The organism is Micromonospora sp. NPDC048040, from assembly GCF_055587185.1.
Genome location: NZ_JBVJGT010000026.1, coordinates 22,789 through 46,529, shown reverse-complemented (window position 1 = coordinate 46,529; position 23,741 = coordinate 22,789). Strand labels below are relative to the sequence as shown.

Below are 23,741 nucleotides of genomic sequence, written 5' to 3'. Positions count from 1 at the left end.
CGCCACCGCCGGCCTCGCCGACCACCTGGCCGACCTGGGCGTCACCCACCTCTCGGCACGCGGGTGGCCTTCGGCCGGGGCGGCGCGGTCGCCACCCGGCTGCTGCTCGGCCTGGCCCGCGCCGGCGGCTGGGACGACACACGGTCGTGTCACTTCCCGTTCACGAGTTGACCGACCTGTTCACCGGCCGGGTCTACAGTGGCGGGGAGACCCGTCTGGCCGACCTGCTGGCCACCTGTCCCGTCGCGCTGCTGGCTCCCACCCCCGAGTCCGTGGAGGCTGCGTCATGACCGAGTTCGCGGTGTGGGCGCCGCAGGCCGCCCGGGTCCGGCTGCGCCTGCCCGGCGTCGCCGACCACGAGATGCGTTCCGGTCCCGGCGGCTGGTGGCGGGTCGAGGTGCCCGCCACCGGCCCCGGCACCGACTACGCCTTCCTTCTCGACGACGACGAGCGGGCGCTGCCCGACCCCCGGTCGGCCTGGCAGCCGGCGGGGGTGCACGGGCCGAGCCGGCTCTACGACCACGCGGCGTTCGAGTGGACCGACCACGCCTGGACCGGCCGGCAACTGCCCGGCAGCGTCCTCTACGAGCTGCACGTCGGCACCTTCACCCCGGAGGGCACCTTCGACGCCGCCATCGGCCGCCTCGACCACCTGGTCGACCTCGGCGTCGACATGATCGAGCTGCTCCCGGTCAACGCCTTCAACGGCGAGCACAACTGGGGCTACGACGGCGTCTGCTGGTATGCCCCGCACCAGCCCTACGGCGGGCCGGACGGCCTGAAACGGCTGGTCGACGCCGCCCACGCCAAGGGTCTGGGGGTGATTCTCGACGTCGTCTACAACCATTTCGGGCCCTCCGGGGCCTACGCGCCGATGTTCGCGCCGTACCTCACCGAGCAGAGCAACACCTGGGGCCGCACGGTCAACCTCGACGGCCCGCACTCCGACGGCGTCCGCCGCTACATCGTCGACAGCGTGCTGATGTGGCTGCGTGACTACCACGTCGACGGGCTGCGGCTCGACGCCGTGCACGCCATGCCCGACAGCCGCGCCACCCACCTGCTGGAGGAGGTCGCGGTGGAGGTGGAGTCGCTGGCCACCCACCTCGGCCGGCCGCTGTCGCTGATCGCCGAGTCCGACCTCAACGACCCGCGGCTCATCACCCCACGGGAGGCCGGCGGCTACGGCCTGCACGCCCAGTGGAACGACGACGCCCACCACGCCCTGCACACCCTGCTCACGGGCGAGCGGCAGGGCTACTACGGCGACTTCGGCTCCCTGGAATGCCTCACCGACGTGCTCACCGGCGGCTTCTTCCACGCCGGCACCTGGTCCAGCTTCCGCAACCGCCACCACGGGCGGCCGGTGGACCGGCAGCGCACCCCGGGGCACCGGTTCGTGGCGTACCTGCAGAACCACGACCAGATCGGCAACCGGGCCACCGGAGACCGGATCTCCGCCACGCTCTCCCCGGCGCTGCTGCGGGTGGGCGCGACGCTGCTGTTCACCGCACCCTTCACGCCGATGCTGTTCATGGGGGAGGAGTGGGCGGCCAGCACCCCGTGGCAGTTCTTCACCAGCCACCCCGAGCCCGAGCTGGCGACGGCGGTGGCGACGGGCCGGAAGCGGGAGTTCGCCGCGCACGGCTGGCCGGAGGGAGACGTCCCGGACCCGCAGGACCCGCAGACGTTCGTCCGCTCCCGCCTCGACTGGGCGGAGCTGGACAAGCCCGAACACCGCGAGATGTACGACTTCCACCGGCGGCTCATCGCGCTGCGCAAGAGCCGCCCCGATCTGTCCGACCCGCGGCTGAACCGGGTGGAGGCGCGCCACGGCGACCACTTCCTGGTGATGCGCCGGGGGGAGACGCTGGTGGTGGCGAACCTGGCCGCGAAGCCGCAGCGGGTCACGCTGCCGGGGGTGGCGCGGCGGGTGCTGCTGGCCACGGGGGAGGGGGTCACGGTGATGCGGGACCGGATCGAACTGCCGGCCGAGACGGCGGCGGTCGTGGCGCTCTGAGTACCGCGCGATTTCGGGATACGTCATGCGGATGCGTCGGGAACAACGCTGTCCGCGTCGGTGAGGCTGCGGCGGGCGATCGTGATGTTGATGTCGGCCCAGGGGCAGCCGGCGCCGGAACTCAAGATTCGCCACACGGATTTCCCGTTCCGGGCTGCTGACGAGGCACTTGCCATTACCGGGCCGGGTTGTGGGGGTCCTATGGTGGCGGCGCCGTCTCTACCGCCGACCAAATCGCCGAAGTCGTCGGACGACACGCCGAAAGGTGAGTGGTTTTCGTGCTGGTGGAGCCGTGACATCATACCTGTGTCGTCCGTCGCATCGGCGCGGCTCGTAAAGGGTTTCAGTGGAGTCACAATGGCCGGGCTGACAGGGGCGAGGATGCCGGGTACCACACCGCTGAGTTCGCATGATCCACGCACGGCGAGGCCCTACCAGCTGCTCGGGCGGCTGGGTGCGGGCGGCCAGGGCGTCATCACCCGGGCAGGGACGTGAACGATAACCGGGAGGTGGATGCGGATCCACCGTACGTGGTCAGCGAGTTCATCGAGGGCCCGACCCTGAAGCGGCACGTCCGTGAGCGTGGCCCGATCTGCGGGAACGCGTCGCACCGACCGACCGTTGGCACCGCCACCGCGCCGACCGCGACCCGCCCGTCCGACCTGGTCCATCGCGATCTGATGCCGGACAACGTCATTCCCGGGTGCGATGGTCCCCGCGTGATTGACTTCGGCCGGTCCGGGCCCTGACCCACGAACATGATCCGGTCGGTCCGCATGGCGGCCCGGCCGGGCTGGTGGCTGATGTCGACGCCGTCAGCCGACACTCTGGAGGGACCACATGGTTTCAGGTCGACCGACTGCCCGGCCGTGGCTGCCGTACACCGCAGCCATCGTGGCCGGATTCGCGATCATCGCGGCGGCCTACCTGATCGTCCGGCCGGCGGCGGACATCGACTGTACGCCGCTGGAGGTCAGCTCGTCGATCGAGAAGGACGTGCTGCTCGGCGAGTTGGCAGAACGCTACAACAAGAGCGATCGGCGGTTCGGTGGCCGGTGCGCCGTGGTGACCGTACATGGGCTCTCGTCCGGTGCGGCGACGGACGCGCTGGCCGGCGAATGGGCAGTCAAGCAGCCCGGCCTGCCACGGCCGCAGGTGTGGTTGCCGACGTCAACCCTGTGGACCGGGCAGTTGAAGTTGCGGGACGAGGCCGCCGGGCGTCCGGCGCAGACCCCCGGCCGGTACCCGTCGATCGCGAACAGTCCGCTGGTCATCGCCATGCCGCAGCCGAAGGGTGAGCTGCTCCAACAGCAAGGTCCCCTCGGCTGGGGTGAGATGCTGGGCTCGTCCGGGCGCTCGGGCTGGGCCACCTTCGGTCGCCCCGAGTGGGGGCGGTTCACTTTCGGCAAGGTCAACCCGAACCTGTCCACCTCCGGGCTGGCGGCCACGATCGCGAGCTACTACGCGGCCATCAACCGGGCCAGTGACCTTACGGAGAGCGACCTCGCGAATCCGGCGGTGACCCAGTTCGTCCGCCGTATCGAGGCCAACGTGTCCCACTACAGCGACGACATCGTGGATCTGCTGAAGGACCGCGCCGAGGCGGACCTGTCCGGCACAGCGGCTCCGACGGACATGAGCGCGGTGGTGACGCAGGAGGAGTTGGTCTACCAGTACAACCAGGGGGAGCTGAGCCCGACCCGGGGCGAGAAGCCGAGGGTCCCGCTGGTCGCGCTGTATCCGAAGGAGGGCACGTTCAACCTCGACCACCCGTACGTGGTGCTCCCCTCGGCCAGCCCGGAGCAACGTGACGCCGCCGCCGACTTCCTGGCGTTCCTCCAGGAGCCGCCGCAGCAGGAGAGCTTCAGCCGGCTCGGGTTCCGCGACCACAAGCAGAACGCGTCCCGCCCGCTGATCGCCGCCGTCGGCGGGCGCGGCGCCCAAGATCTCACCTACTTCGACCCGCCGGATCCCACCGTGGTCAAGGCGATCCTCACCGGCTGGGGCACGCTGCGCAAGAAGGCGAACATCCTCGTGGCCGTCGACACGTCCGGTTCGATGAACGCAAAGATCGGTGACCGGACCAGGTTCCAGGTGGCGACCAGGGCCGCCGCCAAGGGCTTCGGCCTCTTGAACTCCGAGGACCAGGTCGCGCTCTGGTCGTTCTCGTCCGAGACGAAACAGCGGCCGAAGTCGCCGTACAGCGAAGAGGTCCGGCTGTCGGCGTTCGACCAGAAGGCGCTCACCAATAAGATCAACAACCTCCACGTCGAGGGCGGCACCGCTCTGTACGCCACCGTACGGGCGGCACACCGTCACATGCTCGATCACTATGACCAGTCCCGGATCAACGCGGTGGTCGTACTGACAGACGGCAAGAACGAGTACAACAAGGACAGCAATCTCGCCCGGCTGCTCCAAGACGTCGCGTTGGATCCGGAGCGACCGATCAAGATTTTCTGCGTCGCCTTTGATGAGCAGTCCGATTTCGGGACGCTGGACCGGATCGCCAAGGCGGCCGCGGGCAAGGCGTTCGACGCCCGTGACCCGGCGAAGATCGATGACGCATTCGTCAAGCTGGTCAGTAGCTTCTAGTGGGCTCTGTCCAGGTTACGTCGGTGACGTAGTAGACATGTTCGATACGGCCCCGCGCTGCTGCCGCGGGGCGATTCACCATCGGTACCTCTCCTCGCGGGTAGGAGTACGGTCGATGACTGCAGGGCTGCTGACTGTAGTGATCGCCGAACCTGAGTGTGTAGGAGTACGACAGTGCCCCCACGTGCAAGGACGATCGTCGACCCACGGTTCGCCGCTGAGTTGCGACGGCTTCGTGAGGCGCGTGGCATGTCGCTGCGGCAGCTCGCCGCCGCCGTCAATCACGGCAAGAGCCTCGTCCACCAGCTGGAGATCGGGCAGACGAAGCCCACCGTGGACGTGGCGCTCCGGCTCGATGACGCGCTGGCGGCGCAGGGCGCGCTGGCGGGGCTGGTCGTCGATGCCCCCGATGGCGGTGAACGCCTGGCGTACGTGACGATGCATCCCCGGCGGGTCGATGCTGCCGCTGCGCAAGCGCTCGCCGGCCTGCTCGCTGGTTACCGCCGCCTGGAGGACGCCATCGGATCCGGGCCGATCATGGCATCGGTCCGTGCCCACCTCGACACCGTTACCTGCCTGCTGCGGGACGCCCCGTACGACGTGCGGCCCGGAGTGGTGGACGTGGCTGCGCAGTGGGCACAGTTCGCGGGCTGGCTGAGCATCGCGCGGGGCGAGGACCGTGCGGCCACGGTGTGGCAGGCGAGGGCTCTGCACTGGGCGACCGAGGCCGGCAACAAGGATCTCGTCGCTACGGTGCTGTCCTTCCAGGGCCATCAGGCGGAGGTGCGGCGTGATCTGCGCGCGATGATCGGGCTTTCCCGGGCTGCGCGCCGGGACGAGACCGTGAACGCGGCATTGCGGGCCTACTGCGCAGGGCAGGAGGCAAGAGGTCTTGCCATGGCCGGAGCGGATGCTGCCGATGTGCTCGTCTGCCTGTCCGAGGCGTCGGAGGTGTCGGCCCAGGCAGCGGAGGAACCGTTACCCCCGTGGGGCTACTGGTACACGCCGTCGTTCTTTGCCGTCCAGCAGGGCATCGTGTGGCGGTATCTCGGCGCGACCGACAGCCACGCCAACGACCGGGCACTGGAGTTGCTGACGGTCGGCGTCGAGGGGGTGAACGAGGAGGCGGGCGGCGCGGATTGGCACGGCCGCAACATGGTGCATCTGGCCGTGGCCCAGGCGCAGGCCGGAGACACGACGGCTTCTCGTGAAACTTTGGCGACGGCTGACAACATCGCGGTTGCCACCGCCTCACGACAACTCACCCGTGAAGTGACGGAGGCGGCCCACCGACTCGGCCTGTCCGCGATGCCGTAGCGGACGCGTTTTGACTGTTCAGCCACCCAGCGCCGCCCACATGATGATCGTGGGTGACGGCGATAGGACGGTGTTCCCGATCCACCGCCACGCCCCCGGTCGACGGAGGTGCGGATGCAGGGCCAAGGCGACGAGTCAGCGATGAGTCGGGGCGAGCAGGTCGAGGCGGCCGAGCGGGAGGCTGCCAAGAAACGGCTTCTCGCCCAGGCCGAGGCGGAGCGCGTACCGGTGGAGGAGACCACCCGGGCGGTCCCGGACCGGCGGTGGCGGCGTGACCAGCGGTGACGAGCCGATCGGTCGTCGGGTCGCCCGCTGGCGGGTGCGGCGGCGGATGACCCAGCAGATGCTCGCGGATCGGCTCGGCAGGTCCAAGAGCTGGATGGACAAGGTCGAGCGGGGCGTCCGCGCGCTGGACCGGTATCCGGTCGTCCAGGAGATCGCCGAGGTGCTGCGGATCGATCCGCTGGTGCTGCTCGGCGAGGACCGCCCGGTGTTGCCGGCGGCTGTCGGCTCGCCGGACGGGGTGGACGGAATCCGCGCCGCCCTTGCCCGCTACGACCAGCCCGGCCGCCACGCGCCGATGGACGAGGTCGAGCGGCAGGTGGCGCACGCATGGCTGACCTTCCAGCACGCGCACTACGCCCAGGTGCTGCGGCTGCTGCCGGGGCTGCTCGACGCCGCCCAGGGCTTGCGCCCGCAAGCGCCGGAGCTGCTGGTGCAGGCTTACCGGATCACCTCGTCGGTGCTGGTGAAGCTCGGCGAGGCCGACCTCGGGTGGCTGGCCGCCGACCGCGCGGTGGCCGTGGCGGGCGGTGACCCGGTGCTGGCGGCGTCGGCAGTCGTGTCGATCGGGCAGGCGCTGCGCGCGCTGGGCCGGGACCGGTTGGCGCTGGCGGCGGCGGTCGCCGCCGTGCGGCGCGTCGTACCGACGCCGGAGACGTCGATGGTCCACGGGGCCCTGCTGATTCAGGCCGCTCTGGCTGCCGCCGGATGCGGCGACACCCGCCGGGTCGGGGAGTTGACCGCCCGGGCCGCCGACATCGCCGCCAGGGTCGGGGCCGGTGACGACCCGTACCGGACCAGCTTCGGGCCGGTCGCGGTCGAGCTGGCCCGGGTGGTCGCGGCGGTCGAGTCGGGGGACGCCGGGGAGGCGGTGCGCCGGCACGAGCAGGCGATCCGGCGGGAGGGGTGGCGGCGGCTGCCGGCCGAGTACCGGGCCGCGTACCTGCTGGACGCCGCGCGCGGGTACCTCCAGATCGGTGACCTGCGCGGGGCGGGGCGGATGCTGGTCGAGGCGGACGCTGTCGCGCCCGCCGAGGTCCGGGCTCGGCCTCTGGCGCGTACGGTGATCGCCGAACTCGCCCGGGGTCGCCCGGCGCCGGCCGGCGTGGCGCGCCTGGCGACGCTGGTCGGCCTGACCCGCTGACCGGATCGGCCGGTACGTGGTGCGGCCGTCGCCGGTTCGCGGGCGGAAGCTACCGGTTGCGGGAATCGCAATTCCCATTTCTCGATAGCAGCGGGCGTCCTCAGGCGGAGAGCGCGGATTCGTGGGCGCTGGGAGTTGCGCGGCCAATAGCGACTTCTGTTCGAACTGCGCACGATTTGTCTGCCGGTCGTGCTGTTGACGTTCCCGGTCACCAAAGAGTCAGTGTCAATTACCTGCCATTCCATTATCTTGTGATCAATGCAAATCAGTCGATACGTTTCCCTGGCCCGAATGGAGCACCCAGGACAAGGGGGAAACACTTGAAAACAACCCTACGCTGGTCGGCGACGGCCAGCCTGGCGCTCGCGCTGGTCGTGACCGCCCCGGCGGTCGCCGAGGCGAAGCCGACCACAGTCGAGAGGAACGGCAACACCACCACCACCGCCCGCACCAGTGACGGTCGTGCGATCACCAACGCGGCGATCGCCAAGGAGGTCGCTGCGTTCTGGACGCCGGAGCGGATGGCGAGCGCCGTCGACCTGGACATCGCGAAGCGCCCAGGCGCCACCGAATCGACCAACCGGGCGCCGAAGCCCGACGGACCGGCGGGCACGGTCGCGCCCCTGGCGCCGAGCGTCGCCAGCGGCGACGACGTCAGCATCCAGCTCAACGAATCAGCGGTCGTCGGCAAGGTCTACTTCACCATGCCCGGCGGCGGTACCGCCTCCTGCTCGGCGAGCGCCGTCGCCAGCGGCAAGCGCCGGCTGGTCATGACCGCCGGTCACTGCGTGCACCAGGGCAGCGGCGGGCAGTGGTACAGCAACTGGCAGTTCGTGCCGCGGTACCGCAACGGAGTGCGGCCGTTCGGCACGTTCGTGGCCTACCAGCTCACGGCCCGCACCGCGTGGATCAACAACAGCAGCTACGACGAGGACATGGGCATCGCCATCATGCACAACGGCGGTAACTGGGGCCTCAAGGTCGTCGACACGGTCGGTGGCCACGGTCTGCGCTGGAACTGGGGCTACAACATCTCCCTGATGACCGCCCTCGGCTACCCGTCGAACCTCGGCGGCGGGGAGAGCCAGTACTACTGCCAGAGTGGCACGTGGTACGCCGGCGGCCAGCAGATCCGGATGTGGTGCAACATGACCTACGGCTCCAGCGGCGGACCTTGGCTGCAGGAATACAACGACCAGAACGGTCTCGGATACGTCAACAGCGTCGTTAGCCACGGCGACAATCCGGGCAACGGACAATTCGACGGTCCGTACTTCGACAATGACATCAAGAGCCTCTACGACTTCGCGGAAGGTCTTTCCCCGGCGTAAAGACACATGACCGCCAGAGCCCCGGCCGATGGCCGGGGCTCTGCGCGTGTGCTCCGTTCCGTAGCCGGCTTCGGGCACCGCCCCGGTGGGCGGGTGGCGGGGGTGCCGACACTTGCACCGGTCCGAAACGGAGATCAAGATCTGCGGCATGGAGTTCTTCTGCTACCACCGCGACCGGCGTGACTCCCTGGCACTGCGTACCGAGTTGCTGGAAGAACACTGGTCCTACATGGACCGGTACGCGGCGGAGATGATCGCCCGCGGCCCGACCTTCGCCCCCGACGGGGAAACGCCGACCGGCAGCGTGCACATCGTCGACCTGCCCGATGCCGCCGCCGCCCGGGCATTCGCCTTCGACGAGCCCAACTACCAGGCCGGTGCGTACCGGGACGTGCTGCTGCGCCGCTGGCACAACACGCTGGGGCGCACCATGTGGGACTTCCCCGGTGGCCGGACCGGTGGCAACCGGTACCTGGTGCTCGGCCTCGGCGCGGGGCAGGCCGCCGACCGGGACCTGCCGCCCGACCGGGACGACCTGATCGCGTACGGACCGCTGCTGTCCGACGACGGTGCCACCTGGCTGGGCACGGCGGCGCTGATCGGGGCGGCGGACCCGGACGAGGCGCGCGCCGTGCTGACCCCGGACCGGTATGCCGAGATCGAGGTGCACGACTGGAGGTTTGGCGGACGTCCGTCCTGATCCCGGAGGCGGCGGGTGCCTGCCGCCTGGGATTCCTCGGGCGAGTGGACGAGCTGTGGTCTCCGACAGCCACGCAGGCCGCCCGCGTCGACGCGGCACCGGCGTGGCGCGCGCCTGGCGACGCTGGTCGGCCCGACCCGCCTGCCGCACTAGCATGGCCGCATGGCCCTCGATCTGTACGCAGGCATACCCGTCAGGGACTATCCGGCGGCGCTGACCTGGTACGAGAGGCTGCTCGGCTGCCCGCCGTCCTTCGTGGCCAGCGACACGGAGGCGGTGTGGGAGCTGGCCGAACACCGGTCGTTGTTCGTGGAGCACCGCCCGGAGCACGCCGGGCACGCCATGCACACGATCTTCGTCGACGACTTCGACGCCCGCGTGGCCGGGATCGCCGAGCGGGGACTGGAACCGGCGAAGCGGGAGACCTACTCGAACGGCGTACGCAAGGCCAGGTACGCGGATCCCGAGGGCAACGAGATCGAATTCGGCGGCCCACCCGTCTGATCGAACTCGACCGGAGCGCACCGGTGACGGCGTCGCGCCGGCCGAGGTTCGATGCCGGCCGGCGGGGCAGCCGGCCAGGACCCTCCCGGGCCACGGCGACTTGTCACCACCCCCGGCTATCCTGCGCCCGCGCCCCGGGACGGTCCCGGCGGCGGGTACCGGGTGGCGGGGCAGCCACCCCGCTGGGAGGGTCGCGTGGCAACCGAGGAGGCCAGTGTCGAGGCGTGTCGGGTCGCCGCACGGCAGGTGGCGGAGGGGACGGGTGCGGCGCGCGAGGAAGCCCTGCGGCGGCTGGCCGACCTCGGCGCGACCGACCCGACGGTGCGCCAGGACGTGGCTGACGCGATCTGCGCCTGGCTGCGGGCGCCCGGGGCCGCCGACGGCGGGGACGCCCACGCGCGGCGGGCGGCGTTGCGGGTGCTGGCCGGGCTGCTGCGCCCCGTCGGGGCGGGCGACACGCCGCCGCCGGGGCTCGCCGTGGACCTGTCCGGGGCGTCCCTGATGGACGCGGACCTCGGCGGCTGCGAGCTGGCCGGGGCCCGGTTCGCCGACACGCGGTTCCTCGGCACGACCTCGTTCGCCGGCGCCCGGTTCATCGGCGACGCGGACTTCACCCGCGCGCTCTTCCACGGCGAGGCCCGGTTCGACGGGGCGGTGTTCGCCGCCGACGCGGCGTTCGGGCGGGCCCGGTTCCGGGGAGCGGCCGGCTTCGACCGGGTGGACTTCGCCGGCATGGCGTGGTTCGGGCGGGGCGAGGACGAGCTGTGGGAGGACGATCCGGCCTGGGACGCGATCGAGGAGGTCCGGCCCGCGCCGTGGGACGAGCCGAACGAGGACGACCCGGGCTGGCCCGTCGCGGTGCTGATGGGGGACTACCAGAGCTGGGAGGAAGGCGGGGACGGGGCACGCTTCGTCGGGACCGCGTCGTTCCGGCAGGCCCGCTTCGGCGGCCCGGCCTGGTTCTGCAAGGCCCGGTTCGGTGGGGAGGCGACGTTCCGGGACGCCCGGTTCGGCGCGGCGGTGCGACTCGACCAGCCCACGGTGGACCTCAGTGGCGCACAGTGGTCCGGTGCGGCCGGCGAGCCGGTGAGCTGGCCCCTCGGCTGGACGTCCCGGCCGGGGCCGGACGGCACGGGGGTGCTCGTGCCGGACGAGTCCGTGTCGCCCTACGCGCGGCAACTCGGCGACGGCGACCCCGCCGTCCGCCACGCCGGGCTGCGCGCCCTCGGCGAGCTGGGCGACGCGCGACCGGAGCTGCGCCAACGGGTGGTCGACACCGTCTGCGGATACCTGCGCGGGCCGCTGCCGTTCGACGTACGCGGCGACCTGGGCCCCGCCGAGGCCGGGGAGACGGCACTGCGACGCGACGCGCAGCGGCTGCTCGCCGAGCGGCTGCGCCCGGTGGCCGCCACCCCCGACGGGCCGACGCACTGGCCGGGCATGAACCTGGCGCTGTGTGGCGCGACGCTGCTCGACCTCGACCTGCACGGCTGCCACGCGGGGCACGCGGACTTCACCGCCGCCCAGTTCCACGGCGCCACCCGGTTCGACGACAGCACGTTCGACGCTGCCGCCTTCCGGCTGGGCGGGCCCGAGGGGCGCGCGTCGTTCCACGGCGAGGCGAACTTCGCCGGGGCGCGGCTGGACCGGTGGCGCGGGGTCCGGGAGGTGCTCGACGGCGTCGTGTTCCACGCCGGCGTCGTCGACCCTGCCGAGGATCGGGCACCGGCGGGACAGGGCTGAACCGGGCGCGGCCGGGATCGATCTGTGCCGGTCGCCGGGGACCGGGGCGGCGCCGCCCCGGTCCCCGGCCCGGGTCGGTCAGGACCAGGGGGCCGTCGGATACCAGGGGATGATCTCGCGGCGGGCGAGGATCCGCACGTCCCAGTAGAGGAACGTGAAGGCGCCGGCCACGATGAACGCGACCGCGGTCAGGGTCGCCAGTCGGGTCGGCCGGGCACTGAACCACCGTTGCAGGCGGGAACCGGCGAGCCAGGCCAGCAGCAGGAACAGCACCGCCATGATGACGATGTTGCCGATCGACTGGAGGGTGAACGCCGCGGCCCCGTAGAGCGGGTTGCCGCTCTCGGCGGCGTCGCGGAACATCTGCCGGAACAGCGCGAACGGCCGGCCGATGAGGAAGCCGGCGATCAGCGCGCCCATGAAGACCATCGGCACGTTGGGATGCCGCTGGGCGATCCGGGCGAACGGATCCGGCACCACGCCGAGTGCGGCCAGGCCGAGGTAGATCATGATGAGCCCGATCACGCCGAAGACCACCATCGACTGGATGCTCCGCGGCGACAGGCTGCCGGGGCTGTTGCTGGCGGTGGAGAACTGCGGCATCGACGTTCCGACGAAGCCCACGATCGCGCCGTACGTGGCCGATACCGCGATCATGCCGACCGACATCCAGCCCAGTGGCTTCAGCGGCTGCACGAACCTGCTGAGCCTGCTGCCGGTGGTGCCGGTCAGCGGGGCGAGGGCGCCGAACGCGGCGATGTTGCAGGCGGTGAACGTGCCGGCGATCCCGGAGACGAAGGCGAACAGGACGCCGGCCGCGACGCCCTGGATAGGGGTCTCCTTGGCGTCGTGGCCGAGCAGGGTGTTGGCGACGTTGTCGCCGATGGTCCGGTCGACGAACTCCGCCGACCAGATCACGGTCAGCAGGAAGCCGCCGAGGACGCTGAGCAGGATGATCAGCCCGCGCCGCCGGGGGAAGTGCCCGGTGACGAACGCGGACGTGCCGGTCTGCGCGGTGTCGGGCCGGATCCGGACGGGTACGTCGGGTTGCTGGGGGGACCGCTGGGTCTGCGTCACGTGCGCTCCTCAGGGTGGGGGTGGAACCCGGGCGCGACGTCGACGTTGGCGACGCCGCCCGCGACCGGCGAACGGGGGCCACCGGTCGGCCTGGACGCACCCGCCCGACCCCTCCTACCAGCAACGAATCGTGCGGGATCGATGTCCGCGTCTCATCATGGGACGCTTCCGGCCTCGGGGGTTCTTCCGCCCTGCGCAATCGCGCTGGGTGATCGACCTGTGCCCCAAAGTGCCCGCGCCGATCCCGCCGGTCGCCCGGCCCGCCCTGATCAGGGCAGCGGCCACTCGTGGACCGGCCGGTTGCTGTGCATCAGCGTCACGTAGTGCCGCACCACCTCGCGCAGCGCCTCCGGCCGGTCGAGGTGGTCGGTGGACTCCAGCCGGTGCAGGGTCTCCACCTGCCAGCTCGCGCCGTTGCGCCCCGTCAGGCAGCGCTGCTCGATGATGCCGAGCAGCCGGTCGCGCTCGCCCGGGTCCAGGCCCCACCGGTCCAGCCCGTGGTGGGCCAGCGGCAGCAGCCGCCGCAGCACCAGCTCGGTGACCGGGAGGTAGCCCAGGCCGGGCCAGAAGACCTGGGCGTCGATGCCGTGGCGGGCGCAGCTCGTGAAGTTCTCCTCCGCGGCGCTGAAGGACATCTGCGACCACAGTGGCCGGTCGGCCTCGGCGAGCGCCCGGACCAGGCCGAAGTAGAAGGCGCCGTTGGCGATGGTGTCGAGCACGGTCGGCCCGGCCGGCAGCACCCGGTTCTCCACCCGCAGGTGCGGGCGACCCTTGAGCACGTCGTAGACGGGCCGGTTCCACCGGTAGACGGTGCCGTTGTGCAGGCGCAGCTCGGCGAGCTTGGGCACGCCGCCGGCGGCGAGGGCCTCGGCCGGGTCCTCCGGGTCGCAGACCGGCAGCAGCGCCGGGAAGTAGCGGACGTTCTCCTCGAACAGGTCGAACACGGTGGTGATCCAGCGTTCCCCGAACCAGACCCGGGGGCGTACGCCCTGCGCCTTGATCTCCTCGGCGCGGGTGTCCGTGGCCTGCTGGAACAGCGGGATGCGGGTCTCCCGCCACAGCTCGCGGCCGAAGAACAGCGGCGCGTTGGCGCCGAGCGCCACCTGGATGCCGGCGATCGACTGGGCGGCGTTCCAGTAGTCGGCGAACTGGGCGGGGCTGACCTGCAGGTGGAACTGGGTGCTGGTGCAGGCCGCCTCCGGGGTGATCGTGTCGGCGGTGACGGCGAGCCGCTCCACCCCGTTGATCGCGATCCGCAGGTCCTCGCCCCGGGCCGCGAAGATCTGCTCGTTGAGCAGTTCGTAGCGGGGGTTGGCCGACAGCGTCGCCGCGGTCAGGTGCTCGGGGCGCAGCGTCGGCAGGATGCCGATCATGACCATGTGGGCGCCGATCGCGCGGGCCTTCTGCTCAGCGGCGTTCAGGCTGGCCCGCACGTGCTCCTCGAACTCGGCGGTGCCGGTGCCGGTCAGCCGGCGGGGCGCCACGTTGATCTCCACGTTGAACTGGCCCAGCTCGGTCTGGAAGCTCGGGTCCGCGACGGCGGCCAGCACGTCGGCGTTGCGCATGGCGGGCATCGAGTCCCCGTCGACCAGGTTGAGTTCGATCTCCAACCCGGTCATCGGCCGGTCGACGTCGAACCGCGACTCGCGCAGCATCTCGGCGAACACGTCGAGGCAACGGCGCACCTTTTCCCGGTAGCGGGCCCGATCCTCGCGACTGAAGGTCCGTACGCCGACTTCCTCGCCCATGGTCACCACCCTGTCACCGCTGGTCCCCTAAACCTCGCACGTCGCGTCGGGGCCGGGGAAGACCTGAGGACCTCTTCTCTACCCAGCGGGGCTCCGGGTGATCCCCGTCGCCCGCGTGCCGGACGCGCCCGGGATCACGGATAGCATGGCCGGCGGCGAGAGGTGGAGATGCTGATGCGCGAGAAGGTGACCCGGTTGTTCGTGGTGGCGGCGATCGCCGAGGCGATCTCCTGGGCCGCCCTGCTGGCCGGCATGGCGGTGAAGTACGGCCCGCCCGCCAACGAGCTGGGCGTGCAGGTCTTCGGGCCGATCCACGGCGGCCTGTTCATCGCGTACGGCGTGCTGGTGCTCGCGGTGGCCCGCCTGCGCCGGTGGAGTCTGGTGGCGACCGGGGTGGCCCTGGCCTGTGCCGTGCCGCCCTTCGCCACGCTCGCCTTCGAGCGTTGGGCGCGGCGGCGCGGCATGCTCGACACCGCCCGCGAGCCCGCCCGCGAGGCCGCCCCGGTCGGCTGACCCGCCCGGCCCGCGTGGCCGGGTTCGTCGGCGGGCCGAATCGCCGACGAGCCGAGTCAGAACAAAAGGCTTTCGGGCCGAAGGGCAGATTGCTCGTGGAATGAGCAACCTGCCCTTCGGACTGGCCGGACGCTAGCGCCTCGTGTGCGCCGACGATTCGATCAGGTATTCGACGTTTTCCTTGAGAATCAGGGCCGCGTCCTCCGTCAGGTGTTTGCCGGATTGCGCCCGCAACTGGTTGAGCAGGCTGCCCAACTCCCCGTCGTCGAGCTTCGTCCGCAGACTGTCGGCGATCCCGTCGTTGTCGATCCAACCCAGGCCTCGGAACAAGGTCACAAGTGCCTTGAGCGTCTTTGTGCGGGGAGCAGGGACGGTGATGTCCACGGAGTCCGACACGTTGGTGTTGCTGCCGCGAGACATCAGGCGGACGGCGTAGATCTTGCCGGCCTTCAGTGCCGCCGTCTCGGCTCCCGTGAACGTGACGGTCCCCGCCTCGACCACCGTACCGCCCGGAACCCGGCCGTTGGAGTTGACGTACTTCCACGCCGGCAGGCTGCCGCGGTCGAGTTCTTCCGCCACCACGTCGACGATGACCGACGCCGCGTGCCATCGGCGGGATAGACCCGGACCTGCATGGGCCCCGGCGACAGTTCGGCGGTCTGCTCGGCGGTGAACGTGACCGTTCCCGACGCCTTCGACGATGCGGGCGGCGTCCTCGAATTGCTGCCCAGGTAGTACCAGTGCGGCGCGTTCCCCTGTTGGTAGTTCCCCGCCGAATCGGTGATCGCCGCCCAGTCGGTCCTGCTGGTCGAACCGCCGTATTCGATGGTGTACGGCTGTCCGATGACGATCTTGGAGGGGGCGGATCAGCCGTGCGGATGCGTCGCTGACGGCGGGCGGGACGGGAACTAACCGGCGAGGAAGGCGGACAGCTCGGCGGCGAGCTGTTCCGGGGCCTCCTCGGCCATGTGGTGGCCCGACTCGACCGGTGCGGCCCGCACGTCGTCGGCCCACTCCCGCCAGATCGCGGCGGGGTCGCCGTAGAGGTCCACCATGTCGTCCCGGGTGGACCACAGGAAGAGCACCGGGCAGGTGATCCGCCGGCCGGCGGCACGGTCGGCGTCGTCGGCCGCCCGGTCCGGGCCGAGGCCCGCCCGGTAGTCCTCGCACATGGCGTGCACCGTCGCCGGGTCGTGGATGGCCCGGCGGTAGTCGGCGTACGCCTCCTCGCCCATCTCGGCGGGGGAGCCGCCGTACCAGGCGTCGGGGTCGGCGTTGATCACCTGCTCGGCGGGCTTGTCGAGCTGCCCCAGGAAGAACCAGTGCCACCACCGGGCGGCGAACCGGGCATCGGCGCGGGCCAGGGCCTCCCCGATCGGTACCCCGTCGAGCACCCCGAGGCGGCTGACCCGGTCGGGGTGGTCCAGCGCGGTGCGCATCGCCACGTAGCAGCCCCGGTCGTGCCCCACCACGGCCGCGCGGTCGTGGCCGAGGGCGTCGAGCAGTGCCACGACGTCGCCCGCCATCGCCCGCTTCGAGTACGGCGCGTGGTCGGGCGTGCTCGGCGGCGTCGACGAGCCACCGTAGCCGCGCAGGTCCGGGCAGATGACCGTGTGCCGCTCGGCGAGCAGCGGCGCCACCCGGTGCCAGGTGGCGTGGGTGCGGGGATGGCCGTGCAGCAGCACCACCGGCGACCCGGACCCGCCGTGGCGTACGCGCAGGCGTACCGGCCCGAGGTCGATCTCGTCGAGCGTGAATCCGGCGAACATGGCGCCTGCGGTGCCCGGGCGCGCGGGGCGCGAAACGTCAGGTCGGTGTCGGGCGCGAGCCAGGCCGGCGCCGGGCGCGAGACGTCGGGTCGGCGCCGGGCGTGCGAGCCAGGCCGGCGCCGGGCGTGACTCAGGTGAGCGCGGCCCAGGCCAGCAGGGCGGCGACCAGCAGCCCGCCCAGTGCCGCCCGGAGCAGCAGCGGCGGCCCGAGGTGCGACCACAGCGTGGCGGTGCGCGGGGTGAGCAGTTGCCCGGTCGTCAGGTTGACGATCCGCTCGATCTTCGGCGGCAGGTCGGGGTCGCCCTGCCGGCGCAGCGTGAGCTGCACGTGGTCGGCGGGGTGCAGGGCGCTCTGCGGCAGGTGCCCGTGCAGCTCGACCTCGCAGAGCTGCCCGGCGGAGTCGCGCAGCCGCACCGGGGTGACCAGGTATTCGGGGCCCTTCTTCAGGTCCTTGAACCGTCGGCGGGCCGCGCCGGAGCCGGTGGAGAACAGGGACCGGACCACCGCCGCCAGCAGCCCGGCCACCCCGGCCGCCGCGAGCACCGCGACCAGCATCGGCTGGCCGATCCGCACCTCGCGCGGGTAGCCGTCGAGCAGGCGGACGACCCGGCCGGTGACGATCCGGTCGGTGGGGTGGACGATCCGCCGGATATGGAGGTCGCTGTCCATGGTCACCACCCAGAGTCCGGTTGCGTTCACCGATGGTATCGGCCATCCGGCCTGAACGACGTGAATGAATCCTGGTCACGCGCTCACGGCGGCCAGGTGACAACGGGATCGGCGCGGGTAAGCGGGGGGCCGAGCTGGAAAGGGGTCGAGCATGCAGCTGTCCTTCCTGCGCCCGCTCTACGACTGGCCGGGGCCGTGGGTCTCGGTGTACCTGGACGCCTCCGCCAACACCCAGGACGCCCACCCGGCGCTCGATCTGCGGTGGCGGGGCCTGCGCAACCAACTCCAGGAACAGCGCGCCGACGTGGACACGATAGACGCCGTCGAACGGGTCGTCCGCGGGCACGACCCGATGCCGGGAGACTACGGCCTGGCGGTCTTTGGCACCCGGGGTCGGGTGGTGCTGTCGGAGTACCTCTCCGCCCCGCCGCGGCGGGACCTCGCCGCGTTCACGCCGCTGCCGCACGTGATGCCGATGCTGGCGCAGCGCGGCGAGCAGGTGGCGTGGGTGCGGGTGCTGGCCGACCGGACCGGGGCCGATGCCATGGCGATCAGCGCCGGCGGCGTGCCGCGCCGCGCCCACGTGACCGGCCGGGAGGACTTCCAGTTGCGCCGGGTGCGGCCCGGCGGTTGGTCCCAGTCGCGTTACCAGCGCGCCGCCATGGAGGCCTGGCACCACAACGCCGGCGACGTCACCGCGGCGACGGTGGAGCTGGCCGAGAAGGTCGGCGCGGACGTGGTGGTGGTCGCCGGCGACGTGCGGGCCACCGGCGTGATCGCCGCCCAGATGCCGCAACGCTGGCAGGACGCCATGGTCCGCACCGACGCCGGCTCCCGGGCCGGCGGCGCCGACCAGACGCTTCTCGACGACCTCACCGTGCAGACCATCGCAGAGGTGGCCGACCAGCGGATCACCGCCGCGCTGGACCGGTTCGGCATGCAGGAGGACGTCGGCGCCGGGCTGGAAGCGGTGGTCTCCGCGCTGCAACGCAACCAGGTCGACACCATGCTCATCGTCGACGACCCGTCGGCCAACGGGGAGCTGTGGATCGGGCCGGACCCGACGGCGATCGCCACCGACCCGCGGCAGCTCGCCGACATGTCGGTGCGCGACCCGGAGAAGGTTCGGGCCGACGCCGCGCTCGTGCGCGCCCTGGTCGGCACCGAGGCCGAGCTGACCGTGCTCGGCCCCGACGAGGCGCCCGAGCTGACCGACGGCGTCGGGGCGGTGCTGCGGTACGTCGACGCCGCCACGCCGGGGCGTGGCAATGCCTGAGCGGACCGTGGCCGACCTGGTGGTCGAGCGGCTCCGTGCCTGGCGGGTGCCGCGGGCCTTCGGCTACCCGGGGGAGGCCATCGCCCCCGTGGTCGAGGCGCTCGACGCCTCGGGCGGGGACCCGGCGTTCGTCCCCGCCCGGCACGAGGAGACCGCCTCCTACATGGCCACCGGGCACGCCAAGTTCACCGGCGGGATCGGGGTCTGCCTGGCCACCCAGGGGCCGAGCGCCGTCCAGCTGCTCAACGGGCTCTACGACGCCAAGCTGGACAGCAAGCCGGTGGTGGCCATCGTCGGCGAGGACGTCTCCGGCCCGCTCGGCGGCGCCCACCAGGAGATCGGGCTGAGCCGGCTGTTCGGCGACGTGTGCAACCAGTTCGTCCGGTACGGCCGCACCCCCGCCGGGGTGCCGGCCCTGCTCGACCAGGCGTTCCGCACCGCCGCGGCCACCCGCAGCCCGGTCTGCGTGGTGCTGCCGCGCCAGTTGCAGGAGATCGCGGTGCCCGACCTGCAACCCCAGGCGGCGGGCGTGCTCGCGGCGACGCCCGGGGAGCCACTGGCCCGGGTGCTGCCGCACGACGTCGACCTGGAGGCGGCCGCCCAACTGCTCGCCAACGGCCAGCGCACCGCCATCCTGGTCGGGCAGGGCGCCCGGGGCGCGGCGGAGGACATCGTCGCCCTCGCCGACCGGCTCGGCGCCGGGGTGGCGACCTCGCTGCTCGGCAAGCCGGTGCTCGACGAGCGGCTGCCCTTCCACACGGGCGTGCTCGGCGAGGTCGGCACCCCGGCCGCCGCCGAGCTGATGGGCGGCTGCGACACCCTGCTGCTGGTCGGCACGAACGACCCGTGGACGGACTACTTCCCGATGCCGGGGCAGGCCCGCACCGTGCAGATCGACATCGACGGGCGCCGGATCGGCACCCGCTACCCGGTGGACGTGCCGCTGGTGGGGGACGCCGCGGAGACGCTGCGGGCGTTGCTGGCCAGGGTGCCGGAACGGCCCAACGCCCGCTGGCGGGAGACCGTGGAGGGCTCGGTCGAGCGCTGGCGGGCCGAGCGCGCCGACCGGGCCGCCGCCCCCGCCGAGCCGGTGAACCCGCAGCTCGTGATGCAGGAACTCGCCACCCGGGTGCCCCGGCGCGGGGCGGTCGCGGTGGACGTCGGCTCGGTCATCTACTGGTACGCCCGGCACCTGGAACTGCCCCCGGGAGTGAACGCGCAGCTCTGCGGCACACTCGGCTCGATGGGCTGCGCCCTGCCGTACGCCGTGGCCGCCAAGCTCGCCACCCCGGACCAGCCGGTGATCGCCCTGCTCGGCGACGGCGCCATGCAGCTCAACGGGCTGGCCGAGTTGGTCACCGTGGCGCACCACTGGCAGGAGTGGCGCGATCCCCGGCTGGTGGTGCTGGTGCTCAACAGCCGGGACCAGTCCGGCATGGGCGGGGGCCGTCCGCCGTCCACCGACCCCGCGCGCCGCCGCCCCGACGTCCCGTACGCCGGCTGGGCCCGCCTGCTCGGGCTGCACGGGGTGCGGGTCGACCGGCCGGAACTGGTGGGGGCGGCCTGGGACGAGGCGCTCGCCGCCGACCGCCCGTGCGTGGTGGAGGCGGTGGTCGACCCGGCCGTGCGACTGGCGCCTCCCGAGCCGGCGTTCGCGGACCTGCGCGGCGTCTTCGCCGAGGGCGACGCCGCCCGGCGGGTCCGCGACCGGATGCTCACCGCCGGGGTGACCGTGGAGACCGAGGACCTCGTTTAGTCGCCCGGCGGGCGGGCACTGAGGACCGGCAGTCAGACGCGGGAGGTCGCCTTGTCCGAGCCCACCGATCGCCGGTACGGCCCCGCGCGCCTGCCGGAGCCCCGCGGACCGGTCTCGGCTGCGGTGCTGGACGCGCTGCGGCAGGAGCCGCACGACCTGCCGCCCGGGCTCGGCGCTCGGCTCGACCCGGTCGACCCGCTCACCGACGAGGACCTCCAGCTCACCCTCTTCTGCTGCTACGAGCTGCACTACCGGGGCTGGCGGGGCGTCGACGACGACTGGGAGTGGCAGCCGTCCCTGCTCGCGCTGCGCGCGTACGCCGAACGGGTCTTCGAGGCGGCGGTGCGGGCGCTCGTGGGGCCGCTGCCGGCGGTGCTGCCCGGCGGCGTGCCGGCCGCCCTCGCCGACGTGGTCGCCGCGGACGCCGGGCCGTCGCTCGCCGGTCACCTCCAGCGCCGGGCGTCGCTGGCGCAGTTCCGGGAGTTCGTCATCCACCGCTCGATCTACCACCTGCGGGAGGCGGACCCGCACAGCTGGGCCCTGCCGCGCCTCGGCGGACCGGCGAAGGCCGCCCTGGTGGAGATCCAGACGGACGAGTACGGCAACGGGCGGCTGGACCGGATGCACGCCGAGCTGTTCCGGGTGACCCTGGACCGCCTGGGGCTGGACACCGGATACGCCGCCCACCTGGACGCGGTGCCGGCGGTCACCCTGGCCACCAACAACCTGATGTCGCTGTTCGGGCTGCACCGGCGGCTGCGCGGGGCGCTGCTGGGGCACCTCGCCGCGTACGAGACGACCTCGTCGCTGCCGAACCGCCGGTACGGCAACGGGCTGCGCCGGCTCGGCCTGGACGAGGCGGCCACCCGCTTCTACGACGAGCACGTGGAGGCCGACGCGGTGCACGAGCAGATCGCCGCGCACGACCTGTGCGGCGGCCTGGTCCGGGTGGAGCCGGGGCTCGCCCCCGACGTGCTCCTCGGTGCCGCCGCCGCGCTGGCGGTGGACCGGCTCTTCGCCGCGCACCTGCTCGAGGCCTGGGCCGCCGGCCGCACCTCGCTGCGCCCGACCCCCGGCCCGCCCCGGGTCACGCTGCGGGAGTCCCCTCGGGCCGGCGCGGCCCGCGCTCCGCGCCTCACCGATCCACCGCTCGTCGATCTTGCATTCTCGGCCCCCGTTGCGGGTTGTCCGTCCTGATTCGTCGGGGCGCCAAACGCAAGACGGCGGGGTGGGTGGGGTCAGGTCTGGCGGTCGGCGCCGGCGCGGAAGCCGATCGCCTTGTGCGTGCCGTCGCAGAAGGGCTTGAGCGCGGACTTGCCGCACCGGCACAGCGCCACCGTGCCCCGCCGCGCGTCGATGGTCTCGCCGTCCGGGGTGAGCAGGGCGAAGTCGCCCCGGACCAGCAGCGGGCCGTCCTGGTACGGGGTGATGGTGGCCGCCGCGGCGGGCGTGTCGTCGTCTGCGCGCATGGGCGCTCATGTGCCCGCCGTCCCGGCGCCGAAACCCCTGGTCACGGCCGGTGTGCCGGGCTGGCGGCGGGGACGGCGGCAACCGCCCGGATCTTCTGATTACTCCCGCCCGGTGGGGGATGCCCCGTTTGAACCCCATCGGGACGGGAAGCCGGGCCGCGTGGTGAGCGAACGAGGCAAGGTGGGGCCGGTGCACAAGGTGCGCAAGGGGCTCACGGCCGACGGTGCCGGACTGGCGGGCGACCGGGTGGTGGCCGCCGGCAGCGCGGCCCGGGTCCTGGTGGCCGCCACCGCGCGGGCGCTGCGCGGCACCGACTGCGCCGACCTGGGACACCCTGGACACCCCGGCCCACTGTCGCGGTTCACCGGCGCGCCCGAGCCGGTCCGGCGGGCGGCGGTGGTCCGGGCCGCCGGTCGGGTGGCGCTCACCCCCGGCCAGACGGCCGAGGTCGACGCCGAGCGGATCGCTCGCTGGTTCGCCGACCAGTACCCCCGCCGCCGCTACCCGGGGGCCCTGCTCGGCTCCCCGCACGGGGCCGCCGCGCACCTGGCGACGGCGCTCGGCGTGCCCTGGCTGCCCGCCGGGTTCGAGATGAGCGTGCACTGGGCCCAGGGCGCCGTGGACAGGCCGCAGGCCGCCCTCGACCACGGAGCGGCGCTGACGGCCCGCCTGCTCGCCGGCAACCCCGACCTGCACGTACGCCAGGTGCACTGCCCCGCCAGCCGGGGCGTGCTGGCCGGCGCCACGGTGTCGCTCGCGGCCCGGTGGCGGTCCCTGCCGGCCGCGTACGCGCGGTTCCTGGCCGACCTGCTGGAGCCGGGCGCACCGGTGCTGCTGCTGCGCGACGTGCGCACCTGGCCGGTGTTCGACTCCGCGCCCGGCCACAGCTTCCAGGTCGGCTGCCCGGGCAGCGGCCTGGACCCGGTGGACTTCCACCCGGACAGTCACGCCCTGCGCCAGGTGCTCCGCTCCGCCGGCGGGGACGGCGCGCACTGGCAGCCGCCGGAGGTCTGCGCGCCACCCGCCCCGGCCGAACACGGCGTGGAGTCCGGTTTCGAGGACAGTGCCCGGGAGTGGACCGCCCGGCACCGGCATCCGCTGCACCGCGTGCTCGTCCCGCGGCCGGGCGCGCTGAGCGCCGCGACCGCCGACCTGTACCGGCGCTGGCTGCGCGCGGCCGGCAAGACCGGCAACCGGCTGGTGGTGGAGTGCGGCCGGCTGCTCGACCCGTGGCAGGTGGTGCGGGCCGGAATGGTGCCGTACTGGTGCGAGAACGCCACCCGGCGCAGCGTGGAGGGGGTGGAGTGGTGGCTCGCCGGCAGCGAGCCGTTCAGCTCGGTGGACGTCCTGCCCGAGCCGCCCGGCCTGCGGTCGCCGGCGCTCGCCGGGTTGCCGCAGTGGCTGGCCGTCGCCGGCTTCGGCCGCCGCCGGCGGGCGCTGGACCGCCCCTCGGCGCGGGGCTACCCGGTCACCTCCGTGCCCACCCGCCGGGCCACCGAGGTGCTGCGGGCCCAGCCGTACGACCTGCCGACGCCGCCGCCGATGACCGTCGCCGAGGCACTCGCCGCACTGCGGGACAGCGGCGCCCACCAGGGGTTGCTGATCTGTTGAACCAGCCCTGTCGAAACATCCTCGCGAAACCGGGGTCCCGTGATTGAGTACCTACGGAGCGGGAACACCGCTGGCTGCGACGGCCTGATCACGCCGTCCGGCGCGGCGTCGTCGCCCGCTGGCATCCCAGTCATGTGACCCACTTCCGGCCCGGTGCGTGGTGCGACCACGCGCGCGCACGACCGGTTTCCTGAATCCGGGCGGGGGACCTTCCT

At 72.6% G+C, this 23,741-nt stretch carries 21 protein-coding genes and 1 pseudogene; 16 read left to right on the top strand and 6 right to left on the bottom strand.

The annotated features are described in order from the left end of the window. Positions 1–146: 146 nt before the first annotated feature. The 11 genes and pseudogenes from ACZ6O2_RS22870 (at position 147) to ACZ6O2_RS22820 (ending at position 11,636) form a co-directional block, all read left to right on the top strand. A complete protein-coding gene (locus ACZ6O2_RS22870; protein ID WP_466024192.1) occupies positions 147–290 on the top strand; it encodes a hypothetical protein in 144 nt (47 codons plus the stop codon). Beyond that, positions 287–2,020 carry a malto-oligosyltrehalose trehalohydrolase gene (treZ, locus tag ACZ6O2_RS22865; protein ID WP_350712227.1) on the top strand — a complete coding sequence of 578 codons (1,734 nt, stop codon included), beginning with the start codon at positions 287–289 and terminating at the stop codon, positions 2,018–2,020. Before ACZ6O2_RS22870 ends, treZ begins: the two co-directional genes overlap by 4 nt. A 446-nt stretch (positions 2,021–2,466) precedes the next feature. Then, positions 2,467–2,769 (top strand): annotated as a pseudogene (locus tag ACZ6O2_RS22860) (phosphotransferase); the annotation flags it as partial. A 91-nt stretch (positions 2,770–2,860) separates the two neighbouring features. After that, the gene (locus ACZ6O2_RS22855) at positions 2,861–4,615 is read left to right on the top strand and encodes a vWA domain-containing protein (protein WP_466024191.1); all 1,755 of its coding nucleotides are present in this window, start codon (positions 2,861–2,863) and stop codon (positions 4,613–4,615) included. 156 nt (positions 4,616–4,771) lie between these two features. After that, on the top strand, positions 4,772–5,932 hold the full coding sequence (locus tag ACZ6O2_RS22850; RefSeq protein WP_466024190.1) for a helix-turn-helix domain-containing protein: 1,161 nt from the start codon (positions 4,772–4,774) through the stop codon (positions 5,930–5,932). Positions 5,933–6,073: 141 nt separating this feature from the next. Continuing rightward, positions 6,074–6,217, top strand: coding sequence for a hypothetical protein (locus ACZ6O2_RS22845; protein ID WP_466024189.1), 144 nt, complete (start codon positions 6,074–6,076; stop codon positions 6,215–6,217). Next, on the top strand, positions 6,204–7,358 hold the full coding sequence (locus tag ACZ6O2_RS22840; RefSeq protein ID WP_466024188.1) for a helix-turn-helix domain-containing protein: 1,155 nt from the start codon (positions 6,204–6,206) through the stop codon (positions 7,356–7,358). The genes ACZ6O2_RS22845 and ACZ6O2_RS22840 overlap by 14 nt, the downstream gene beginning before the upstream one ends. A 320-nt stretch (positions 7,359–7,678) precedes the next feature. Further along, the gene (locus ACZ6O2_RS22835; RefSeq protein WP_350712234.1) at positions 7,679–8,689 is read left to right on the top strand and encodes a trypsin-like serine peptidase; all 1,011 of its coding nucleotides are present in this window, start codon (positions 7,679–7,681) and stop codon (positions 8,687–8,689) included. A gap of 148 nt (positions 8,690–8,837) precedes the next feature. After that, complete coding sequence (locus ACZ6O2_RS22830) at positions 8,838–9,389, top strand: YciI family protein (RefSeq protein ID WP_466024220.1); 552 nt, start codon at positions 8,838–8,840, stop codon at positions 9,387–9,389. A 162-nt stretch (positions 9,390–9,551) separates the two neighbouring features. Continuing rightward, positions 9,552–9,893 (top strand): VOC family protein, encoded by a 342-nt coding sequence (locus ACZ6O2_RS22825; RefSeq protein WP_350712236.1) that lies wholly within the window; start codon positions 9,552–9,554, stop codon positions 9,891–9,893. A gap of 195 nt (positions 9,894–10,088) precedes the next feature. Beyond that, on the top strand, positions 10,089–11,636 hold the full coding sequence (locus tag ACZ6O2_RS22820) for a pentapeptide repeat-containing protein (RefSeq protein ID WP_466024187.1): 1,548 nt from the start codon (positions 10,089–10,091) through the stop codon (positions 11,634–11,636). A 78-nt stretch (positions 11,637–11,714) separates the two neighbouring features. Here the strand turns inward: ACZ6O2_RS22820 and ACZ6O2_RS22815 are convergent, their stop codons facing one another. Continuing rightward, positions 11,715–12,713, bottom strand: a complete 999-nt coding sequence (locus ACZ6O2_RS22815; protein WP_350705700.1) for a hypothetical protein — start codon at positions 12,711–12,713, stop codon at positions 11,715–11,717. 269 nt (positions 12,714–12,982) lie between these two features. Then, the gene (locus ACZ6O2_RS22810) at positions 12,983–14,461 is read right to left on the bottom strand and encodes a glutamate-cysteine ligase family protein (protein ID WP_466024186.1); all 1,479 of its coding nucleotides are present in this window, start codon (positions 14,459–14,461) and stop codon (positions 12,983–12,985) included. 174 nt (positions 14,462–14,635) lie between these two features. On the opposite strand from ACZ6O2_RS22810, the gene ACZ6O2_RS22805 reads away from it, so the two are divergent. Continuing rightward, entirely contained in the window at positions 14,636–14,974 is a 339-nt protein-coding gene (locus tag ACZ6O2_RS22805; RefSeq protein ID WP_466024185.1) for a DUF3817 domain-containing protein, read from the top strand. A gap of 132 nt (positions 14,975–15,106) precedes the next feature. Here ACZ6O2_RS22805 and ACZ6O2_RS22800 read toward each other — a convergent pair whose 3' ends face one another. From ACZ6O2_RS22800 to ACZ6O2_RS22790, 3 genes are all read right to left on the bottom strand, one after another. Beyond that, a complete protein-coding gene (locus ACZ6O2_RS22800; protein WP_466024184.1) occupies positions 15,107–15,553 on the bottom strand; it encodes a hypothetical protein in 447 nt (148 codons plus the stop codon). A 329-nt stretch (positions 15,554–15,882) separates the two neighbouring features. Further along, entirely contained in the window at positions 15,883–16,743 is an 861-nt protein-coding gene (locus ACZ6O2_RS22795; protein WP_466024183.1) for an alpha/beta fold hydrolase, read from the bottom strand. A 130-nt stretch (positions 16,744–16,873) separates the two neighbouring features. Further along, on the bottom strand, positions 16,874–17,422 hold the full coding sequence (locus ACZ6O2_RS22790) for a hypothetical protein (protein ID WP_466024219.1): 549 nt from the start codon (positions 17,420–17,422) through the stop codon (positions 16,874–16,876). Between the two features lie 142 nt (positions 17,423–17,564). Between ACZ6O2_RS22790 and ACZ6O2_RS22785 the strand changes: the two genes are divergently transcribed. Genes ACZ6O2_RS22785 through ACZ6O2_RS22775 form a run of 3 tightly spaced genes read left to right on the top strand, consistent with a single transcriptional unit; the run spans position 17,565 to position 21,642 of the window. Next, positions 17,565–18,689, top strand: coding sequence for a baeRF2 domain-containing protein (locus ACZ6O2_RS22785; RefSeq protein WP_350705709.1), 1,125 nt, complete (start codon positions 17,565–17,567; stop codon positions 18,687–18,689). Further along, positions 18,682–20,445, top strand: coding sequence for a thiamine pyrophosphate-binding protein (locus ACZ6O2_RS22780; RefSeq protein WP_466024182.1), 1,764 nt, complete (start codon positions 18,682–18,684; stop codon positions 20,443–20,445). The genes ACZ6O2_RS22785 and ACZ6O2_RS22780 overlap by 8 nt, the downstream gene beginning before the upstream one ends. 51 nt (positions 20,446–20,496) lie before the next feature. Next, positions 20,497–21,642 carry an iron-containing redox enzyme family protein gene (locus ACZ6O2_RS22775; protein ID WP_466024181.1) on the top strand — a complete coding sequence of 382 codons (1,146 nt, stop codon included), beginning with the start codon at positions 20,497–20,499 and terminating at the stop codon, positions 21,640–21,642. 41 nt (positions 21,643–21,683) lie between these two features. Here the strand turns inward: ACZ6O2_RS22775 and ACZ6O2_RS22770 are convergent, their stop codons facing one another. Continuing rightward, positions 21,684–21,914: a CDGSH iron-sulfur domain-containing protein gene (locus tag ACZ6O2_RS22770; RefSeq protein WP_466024180.1), complete on the bottom strand. Its 231-nt coding sequence runs from the start codon at positions 21,912–21,914 to the stop codon at positions 21,684–21,686. Positions 21,915–22,104: 190 nt separating this feature from the next. On the opposite strand from ACZ6O2_RS22770, the gene ACZ6O2_RS22765 reads away from it, so the two are divergent. Further along, positions 22,105–23,526 carry a hypothetical protein gene (locus tag ACZ6O2_RS22765; RefSeq protein ID WP_466024179.1) on the top strand — a complete coding sequence of 474 codons (1,422 nt, stop codon included), beginning with the start codon at positions 22,105–22,107 and terminating at the stop codon, positions 23,524–23,526. Positions 23,527–23,741 lie beyond the last annotated feature (215 nt).